The following is a 522-nucleotide window of genomic DNA, read 5'->3' on the forward strand; positions in this document are numbered from 1 at the left end:
ATCGCGTGAATCGGACCCTGATGCTGGCTGAGAATTTCCATGGCGACGGTGCCTTGCCCGGCGATCACATACGGATCGTCGAACGGATGCACGAAGGTCAGGCCGCGCTCTTCCTGCAGCTTCACCGCGTGTCCATACGCATCGCTATACGATTCGCCGAACTGCACGACTTCGACGGTCGGCCCGCCGTGCGCGCGCACCGCATCGACCTTCACTTGCGGAGTCGTGACCGGCACCACGATGATCGCCTTCACGCCCATGCGCGCCGCCGACAGCGCCACGCCCTGCGCATGATTGCCCGCCGACGCGGTAATCACGCCACGTTCCAACGCCTCGGAAGGAATATGCGCCATCTTGTTGTACGCGCCGCGCACCTTGAACGAGAACACCGGCTGGTTGTCCTCGCGCTTCAGGTAGACCGGATTGCGCAGACGTGCCGACAGATTCGGCGCGCGTTCGAGTTCGGTCTCGCGGGCCACGTCGTAGACGCGCGCGGTGAGGGTTTTTTTCAGGTAGTCGTGG

At 63.4% G+C, this 522-nt stretch carries 1 protein-coding gene; it reads right to left on the reverse strand.

Annotation, left to right across the window (positions count from 1 at the left end):
• Positions 1-522 (reverse strand): pyridoxal-phosphate dependent enzyme (locus P0D70_RS36800; protein WP_408188133.1); only part of this gene is annotated, 522 nt, incomplete at both ends.

The sequence above is a fragment of the Paraburkholderia sp. RL17-381-BIF-C genome (assembly GCF_046026435.1).
Classification (GTDB): domain Bacteria; phylum Pseudomonadota; class Gammaproteobacteria; order Burkholderiales; family Burkholderiaceae; genus Paraburkholderia.